This window comes from Fulvivirga sediminis (genome assembly GCF_016757215.1).
In the GTDB taxonomy this organism is placed as follows: Bacteria; Bacteroidota; Bacteroidia; order Cytophagales; family Cyclobacteriaceae; genus Fulvivirga; species Fulvivirga sediminis.
The window spans coordinates 1-8,318 of the sequence record NZ_JAESIY010000029.1; the positions used below are offsets into that span (position 1 = coordinate 1).

General features: G+C 39.7%; 3 protein-coding genes. All 3 read right to left on the reverse strand.

Features of this window, described 5'->3' with window-relative positions; all coding sequences use genetic code 11:
• On the reverse strand, positions 1–4,570 hold a 4,570-nt coding region (locus JL102_RS23265), incomplete at its 3' end, for a non-ribosomal peptide synthetase (RefSeq protein ID WP_202246878.1).
• A gap of 8 nt (positions 4,571–4,578) precedes the next feature.
• On the reverse strand, positions 4,579–7,950 hold the full coding sequence (locus JL102_RS23270; protein ID WP_202246879.1) for a non-ribosomal peptide synthetase: 3,372 nt from the start codon (positions 7,948–7,950) through the stop codon (positions 4,579–4,581).
• Position 7,951: 1 nt separating this feature from the next.
• Positions 7,952–8,318: phosphopantetheine-binding protein (locus tag JL102_RS23275; RefSeq protein ID WP_202246880.1), on the reverse strand; the 367-nt coding region annotated here is incomplete at its 5' end.

Sequence of the window (8,318 nt, forward strand, 5' to 3'; positions counted from 1 at the left end):
ATGTGATATAATGACCTAAAAACTCTTTCATGCTCGATCGCAAAAATAGATCAGTACAATACGTAACGCCAACTTTCAATCCACACTCAGGATTTTCTATTATAGAAAGTGTAATATCAAACTTTGACTCAGTAATAAGTGAAACCTCATTGCTGTCGGGCTTAAAACTCTGATTGTTGAGCTGGTGAAGGAACATAACCTGGAAAATAGGGTTTCTGCTCATATCCCTATTTTTCTCAACACGCTCCACTATCTTTTCAAAAGGAACGTCCTGATGTTCGTAGGCAGACAAGGTATTATTTCTAACTTCCTTGAGAAGTTCTTCGTAAGTGGCCTCTTGATCAATTTTGTTTCTAAGCACAAGTGTGTTGACAAAGAATCCAATCAATGGCTCAATTTCTTTATGCCCCCTATTAGCCACCGGCGTACCTACAACAACATCATTCTGCCCAGAGTAACGGCTAAGCAGCAATTGAAATGCACTCAACAAAGTCATAAACACCGTTGATCCGTTGCTCTCGGATAAAGATTTAATGGCTGACAACCGCTCTATTGACAAGCTACGCATGATTAATCTTCCAGCCGTGCTGATTGTTGCTGGTCTCGGATAATCCGTAGGTAAATTGAGTATTTCTACACCATGGAGTTGTTGCTCCCAAAATTTGAGTTTAGAGATTAATAACTGTCCTTTAAAATATGATTGCTGCCATACTGCATAATCAGCATATTGAATATCTAAAGCAGGCAGTTCAGTCGATTCCTGATTCACATACTGCCGATAGAATGTCTGCATCTCTTGCTCAAATATAGGATGCGACCAACCATCCGAGGCTATATGGTGGGTTACGATAAGCAGTACAAATCCTTTATTAGTCTGTATCAATTCACCTCTTATCGGTATCTGAACAGCAAGATCAAAAGGCGTCCTTTTGAAATTTGATATATGCTCAGTCAACTCGTCGTTACCTGATATTTTACGACATGTCAATTGCCATTCCTGCTCTTGAAGAACATTTTGAAATGGTACACCATCACGTTCCTTGTAGACTGTTCGCAGTACTTCATGACGGTTAATTACAGAGCGATAGGCATGAGCTACTCCATCAACATTAATATTCTCACCTAATGCAAATGTTGATGAAATATGGTATTGTGTGGTACCTTCTAATTTATCAATAAACCACAGTCTTTCCTGGGCAAACGATAGCGGCAATAAACCTTCGCGTTTTGCTGGCGCTATACTGAGCATCGCTTTCTTGTCCAATTGATCTATCAATGCCGCAAGATCTCTTACATTAGAATTTAAGAAAACGTCTTTGACACTGAGTTCTACAGATAAACTATGATTTATTTGCGAAACAAGCCGTGTAGCAAGTAAGGAGTGTCCACCCAGAACAAAAAAGTCATCATCAATACCTATCCTATCTGCGGCTACTTGTAAAAGTTCACCCCACTCATGAACAAGAGCTTTTTCTGTACCAGACACTGGTGGAGTATAGTCGGCTGTAGTAGATATTTCAGGAACAGGAAGTTGTTGCTTATCTATTTTACCGTTTGCCGTGAGCGGAAAACGATCAATGTTTACAAACGAAACAGGGATCATGTAACGAGGCAACCTGTTCATTAAATAATCACGAACGTCCTCCTCTTTATAATGATCAGCTGCCACAATATAAGACACGATCCTTTTATCTCCCGGCTTATCTTCTCTAACGATTACGAGACATTGATCGACACCAGGTGCTACTTGCAGGGCCGCCTGCACCTCTCCTAGCTCCACACGAAAACCTCTAATACTTACCTGATCGTCCTGTCTGCCTGCAAAGAATATGTTGCCATTATCATCACGAAAAGCACGGTCACCTGTTTTGTATATCTTATTACCGCCCCATCGCATTGGGTTATCTATGAAAACGCTATCTGTAAGTTCCTGATTGTTTAAGTAACCAACGGCCAGTTGTTCTCCTGCCAGATATAGATCTCCCTCAATGCCATTGGGCAGTATATTCAAATACTGATCAAAAATAAGTGCATAAGTATTATCAATCGGCTGACCTATAGAAGGGGCTTGATTTTGATCTTCTTTGTCAAGAGCATATGATGTAGAAACTACTGTATTCTCAGTAGGCCCATAATTATTATAAACTGTGTAGTTTAAGTCTACAATCTCCAGCGCAGGCAACGCATCCCCACCCGTTAAAAGATGCTTTAATTCCATAGTCTTACCCTGGGTAGACTTTACAAAGTCTGGTACCAGAGCCGTAGGCAGAAAACTATGTGTAATACTTTTAGTTTTAAATACTTCAATCAGTCCATCTACTGAGAGAGAGGTATTATCATCTATAATATGTATGGTACCTCCGGCAAGTAAATATGGCCAAATTTCCCATGCAGATGCATCAAAGGCTACCCCAGCCACCAATGTGGACTGACTATTTACATCATTTTTAAATTGATGTATATGCCATTGTACCAAATTCAGTAAAGATTTTTCCTTAATCATTACACCTTTGGGTGTTCCTGTGGAACCTGAGGTATAAATAATGTAAGCTAATTGATCAGCATCTCTAACTGAGGCTTTATAATTGATCTTTTCAGGGTATAAATTAACACCAAAGAAAACCTGTCCAGCATCAAAACTATTTTTCGTTTCGTCGTTAACAATGGCAAACTTAACATTGAGATCATCAACCACCATTTTTATGCGACTGACCGGATGTTTCGGATCCATAGGAACATAAGTTCCCCCTGCCTTGATAATCGCCAGTATACTTACGATAAGCTCCGGGCTTCTCTCCTGGCATACCACCACATAATCATGAGCTTTAACTCCTGCCTCGGTCAGTGAGTGAGCTAAATAATCAGAGGCCGCATCCAATTCTTTATAAGTGAGCTCCTGCCCCGCAAATGAAATGGCAGTTTTATTAGCGTGGTTGACTGCCTGTATAGCAAACACGTCCAAAAGTCCTGTTAAATCCAACTTTCGCTCAGCTCCCGCTGACTGCTTCATCAACAAATACTCTTCTTCCACACTCATCATATTTAATCTGCGGATGGACGTTTCAGGCTCATCCAGCGCCGACGCTATCAGTTGTGAGAAGTGTTTCAGTAATTTGTGTATAGTATCTTCCTTGTAAAGGTCTGTACAGTAATTAGCCATTAATCGCAATCCCTTGTCATCATTGGCTACGGAAACGGTAAGATCAAATTTGCTACTGTCTGAAGATTGTTTAATTATTTGAATTGGTGCATTTCCATGATTTTGTTGCTGGCTCAGACCAACTTTATTTGCCTCTTGAAATACAAACAGCATTTGAACCAGTGGATTTCTGCTGATGTCTCTAGCAACTCCGAGTCTCTCGATGATCTTTTCAAAAGGTACTTCTTGATTGTCATAGGCTTCCAGCAGAGTATCTCTCACACGCGTAACCAATTCAATGAAGCTCATGTCCTGTTCAAGATCACATCGAATGGCCAGGGTATTGACAAAAAAGCCTATTAAGGATGATAGTTCTTCTTTTGACCTGTTAGCAACTGGAGTTCCTATGCAAATGTCGGTTTTGCCGGTATACCTACTCAATAGTACATTAAAGGCAGCAAACAACACCATAAATTGAGTTAATCCTTCCTTCACTGCAAACATCTTCAAAGCACCTCTATACTTATCCGGCATTTGAAAGACTACTGTTTTGCCTTTTGTGCTTTGAATCGGCGGTCTGGGATAGTCGGTTTTCAGGCTAATCGGAGAAAGACCTTTTAACTGGCGTTCCCAAAAGGTCATAGTTTTTTCCAATGTTTCACCCTGCATGTATGTTCTTTGCCACATGGCATAATCGGCATACTGCACAGGAAGTGGGGGTAGCTTGGCTGTATCGCCGCTGACCCACTTTCCATAAAAGGTTTTTAATTCCTGGATGAATACAGGCTGTGACCATCCATCAAAAGCAATATGATGTACAACTAAAATCAGTACTTTATGACCAGAAGGCAGTTTGATCAGCCCGACCCTAAGCATACTGTCTGAAGAAAGATCAAAGGGCTTTTTAGTGATTTCATTAATAGATTTTTGAAGATTTTCCTCAGAAGACTCACTAACAATTATGGGCCATTTAGCGGGAGGCATGACCTCCTGATGTGCTCCTAGTTTATCTTCTTTGTAGACAGTTCTGAGTATCTCATGTCTATTAACTATCTCATTAACCGCATATTTTATACCCTCTTCCTGAATTTCAGGGGCTAGTTTTAAGATCGTAGGAATATGATAATGTGTACTTCCCTCCAAACGATCTATAAACCATAATCTTTCCTGAGAAAAAGACAGAGGTATTCTCTCCACTGCCTGTCTGTCAAACGAGGCTATTGAACCATCCTGTACATCAACGATATCAGCAGTCTGTTTGGCCAGAAATGCCTTAATATCATCTTTATTTTCCCTCAATCGAGATAAAAAAGATTCATCAGCTACGGTATCACTCTTAAGTGTGTATTTTAATTTATCTCCCTCCAGAAAGAGTGTAATATTCTTATCATTAGCTTCAATAAGAAGCTCTACTATTTCTTGCCTGCTCATTTAACCTACTATAAATCGTATAACTTTTCTTGTGATTGTTGAATTTCTGCTGGTTTTGATATATCTATAAGTTTTCCCAGCTCTACTATAGATGAAAAATTAAAGAATTGCTTCAATGACAATTGAATTCCAAATTGCTTTTCGACCTGATATGCTAAGCGAATCACCAAAAGTGAATGTCCTCCAAGCTCAAAAAATGTTTTTTTAACATCAATATTATCCTCAGGCACGCCAAGTAAATCTGCCCAAATATTGACCAGCTTAGCCTCTGTATCTGTTGTTGCCCCATTCACTGCTTCTTCAGCAATAAGTGTGTCTACTTTCAGCTCTTTCTTATTGATCTTGCCATTACTGTCCAGGGGAAATTTAGGCAATGAAACAATAAAAGCCGGCACCATGTAGTCAGGCAGACCCTCCCTCAGGTTTGCCATCAACTCATCTTCATTGTACTGCGGAGATGGAATTACATAGGCGACAAGATATTTGCGATATGATACCTCCTGTAAAATAACCTTGCAAGACTGAGCCATATCCGTGCCCATGATATGAGATTCGATTTCTGCAGGTTCTATTCGATATCCCCTCAACTTAATTTGATCATCCTTTCTTCCCATGAATAAGAGATCACCATCGGTTGTCCATTTAACCAAATCTCCGGTTTTGTACCATTTTTCCTCTCCATTACCGGTAACCGGATTGGGCACAAAGCTTGCGCCGGTTTTATCCTGCTGTAAATATCCTAAGCCCACTGGTATGCCTCCAATGTAAAGCTCTCCTGTAACACCCACTGGTGCCAGCTGTCCTCCATCACTTACCACCAGTACTTGGGCATTGGCTATAGGCTTGCCTATAGGAATTACTTTATTGTTTGTCCCTTTTACCTCATGAAAAACACATCCTATACTTGCTTCGGTAGGTCCATAAAGATTTGTGATACGTACTTCCTGATAAATATTCTTGAATTGATTTACAGATTCGACCTGTATTTCTTCACCACCTATTACTATTTCTCTCAAGCTCAAAAGCTCATCACTAATGCCCTGCTCCAACAATTCATGGACTATTTCACTAAATAAAGCCGGCACAAAATCAGTGGTAGTAATGTTAAAACCAGAAACAAGCTCTTTAAAATATTTAGCCGACAGCAGCTCATCTTCAGATGGTATAACAGTTTGTCCTTCATTCATCAGTGGCCAAAAAATCTGCCAAACAGAACTATCAAAAATATGCTGTGTTGTTCTCAAAACTGATTTTGCAGCATCTTTACCAAAGTATTCATTCATCCAATTGAGTCTATTCATAACTCCTCCATGAGCAACAACAACTCCCTTGGGCTTACCTGTTGTTCCTGATGTATGAAATACATACATGGCATCATCCGAGCTTGCAACTACAGCTACATCATCATCGCTGTAGCCCAATTGGTCAGCATCGACTTGAATCAATAAATCAGATGTAAGCTTACTTACTGCCTGCCCTTTAGCATTGGTAAGAATTACTTTTGAAGATAAGGATTCTAAAATCTCCTCAAGTCTTGTTGTCGGCCAATGTATACTCAGTGGTGCAAAGGCACCTCCGCACTTTAGTATTGCTAAGGCGGAGATAATGTAATCAAGACCTCTCGACATAACCACGGGTACAAAGTTGCCGGGAACAACGCCTCTTTCCTGCAGCTTATGAGCCAGCATATTAGCTTTGCCATTCAACTCACCATAACTGAGTTGTGAATTTTTATAATGAGCCGCCACTAAATCTGGGGATTGTTTTGCCGTGGCCTGAATTATTTCATAAATATTTTCAAAACCATATGCGCTTTGTTCATATCTCAGTAAAGCATTTTGCTCTTCCTGCGTGAGTATATTGATATTGTCAATGCTAATGGTTGGATCTTTCACTACATGCTTAAGAATATTTTTATAATGGTTCATCATCCTCTTGATGGTCATTTCTTTAAAAAGATCATCACAATAGGTAATGTAAATTCTTAAGCCGTGTGCTGTGCTGGTAATGGTAAAAGTGAGATCAAACTTAGATGTATGTTGCCCAACAGACTCCCATGCGAGTTGAATGTCCGTTAGCTCTTTGGACTCACCTTCCGGTGTGTTCTGAAACACGAAGAGTGTCTGGATGAGTGTACTTCTACTAATGTCTCTGTTACTTTCTACCCTCTCTATAATTTTTTCTATAGGAACATCCTGATACTGAAAGGCTTCCAAAGAAGTATTTCGGACTTGTTTCAATAATTCCTCAAAAGTGTCCATACCTTTAAAGGTACTCCTGAGTGCCACTGTATTAAGGAAAAAACCAATCAACGGCTCCGTCTCCTTATGTAATCTATTAGCAATAGGGCTACCCATTACAATGTCGTATTGCCCTGTATACTTATGCAGTAATACATCTAATGCTGCTAATAAAAACATATATTGCGTAGTCTCTGTTTTAGAGCACAGTTCACTGATCGATTGGCTAACTTCTGTTGACACCATTCCACTATGTAAGGCACCACTCGAACTTTTAACCGTTGGCCTAGGGTAATCCGTAGGCAAATTAAGAGGCTCATAACCTGTCAGCTTATTTTCCCAATAGGTTAATTTACCGTCCAAAGCATTGTTTTCGAGTTGCTTTCTTTGCCAGCAAGCATAATCGGCATACTGAAGCTCCAGATCCTTTAAATTTGAGATGCGGTTTTCTCTTTTTGATTGGTACAATTCCATCAATTCTGAATAGAAAATTGGAATGGACCATCCATCCGAGGAGATATGGTGCATCACTATGATAAAGTAGTGACTCTCTTCAGAAATGGTAATCAAAGTGGCCCGTAGCGAGATGTCTTCTGAGAGATTAAAAGCTTTTTGAGTCTCTTCAGTGGCTAACTGCATCACTTCTTCATGAGACATATCTGGTAGATATAATCGGGATATGGGCCACTCATTTGAAGGGTCAAGGATCACCTGAAATGGGTTACCTTCATCTTCCTTGTAAATAGTACGAAGTATTTCATGCCGATTGATCACGGCTGTAAAGGCATATTGAAGTGCCTCAAGGTCTAGTTTTCCACGAATTCTACGCAGAGTAGGCATATGATAGGGAGTGGATCCCTCAAATTGGTCTATAAACCAAATTCTCTCCTGTGAACAGGATAGTGGTAATTTATCAAAGTCCTTTCTGCTCTCAGAACTAATTTTTTCATTAGATGCTGACGACTCGGACAAACTCAAAAAATCAAATATAGCCTGCTTATTCTCCCTTATATCAGCAATTAATACAGGGCTGATCGTTGTCTGCTTAGGTTTTTTAATTTGAAGCTTGCCATCTTCAATATAAGCGTAGGAGCCACTACTCTTGAGCTCGTTTAGAATATTTAGCGCTTTATCTTCCATATTAAATATCTATTGTATCGTATTCCTCAGCAGGGGCTACCTTTTGATTAACTATGCGAATGTATTTTGCCAGACTTTGTATAGTTGGATATTGAAAAACTACTCTTACTGGAAAGGATACTTCAAATTTATCTTGTATCATCGATATCATGCGCGTTGCTAATAAGCTATGCCCCCCGTTTTTAAAGAAGTTAGCGGTGGTACTTAACAGTTGGCTATCAGTATTTAATAATTCTGACCACGCCTGAACAAGTTCGATTTCAATTTCATCGCTTGCTTCTACATATTCATCCTGTCTAACTTTATTTGGCTCAGGCAATTGTTTCTTATCAACTTTACCACTCGGCAAGAGCGGCATCTCATCTATG

What these genes read in the sequence shown, in the direction of transcription:
- JL102_RS23270 (WP_202246879.1), bottom strand. Translation starts at nt 7,950, where the DNA reads ATGGAAGATAAAGCGCTAAATATTCTAAACGAGCTCAAGAGTAGTGGC.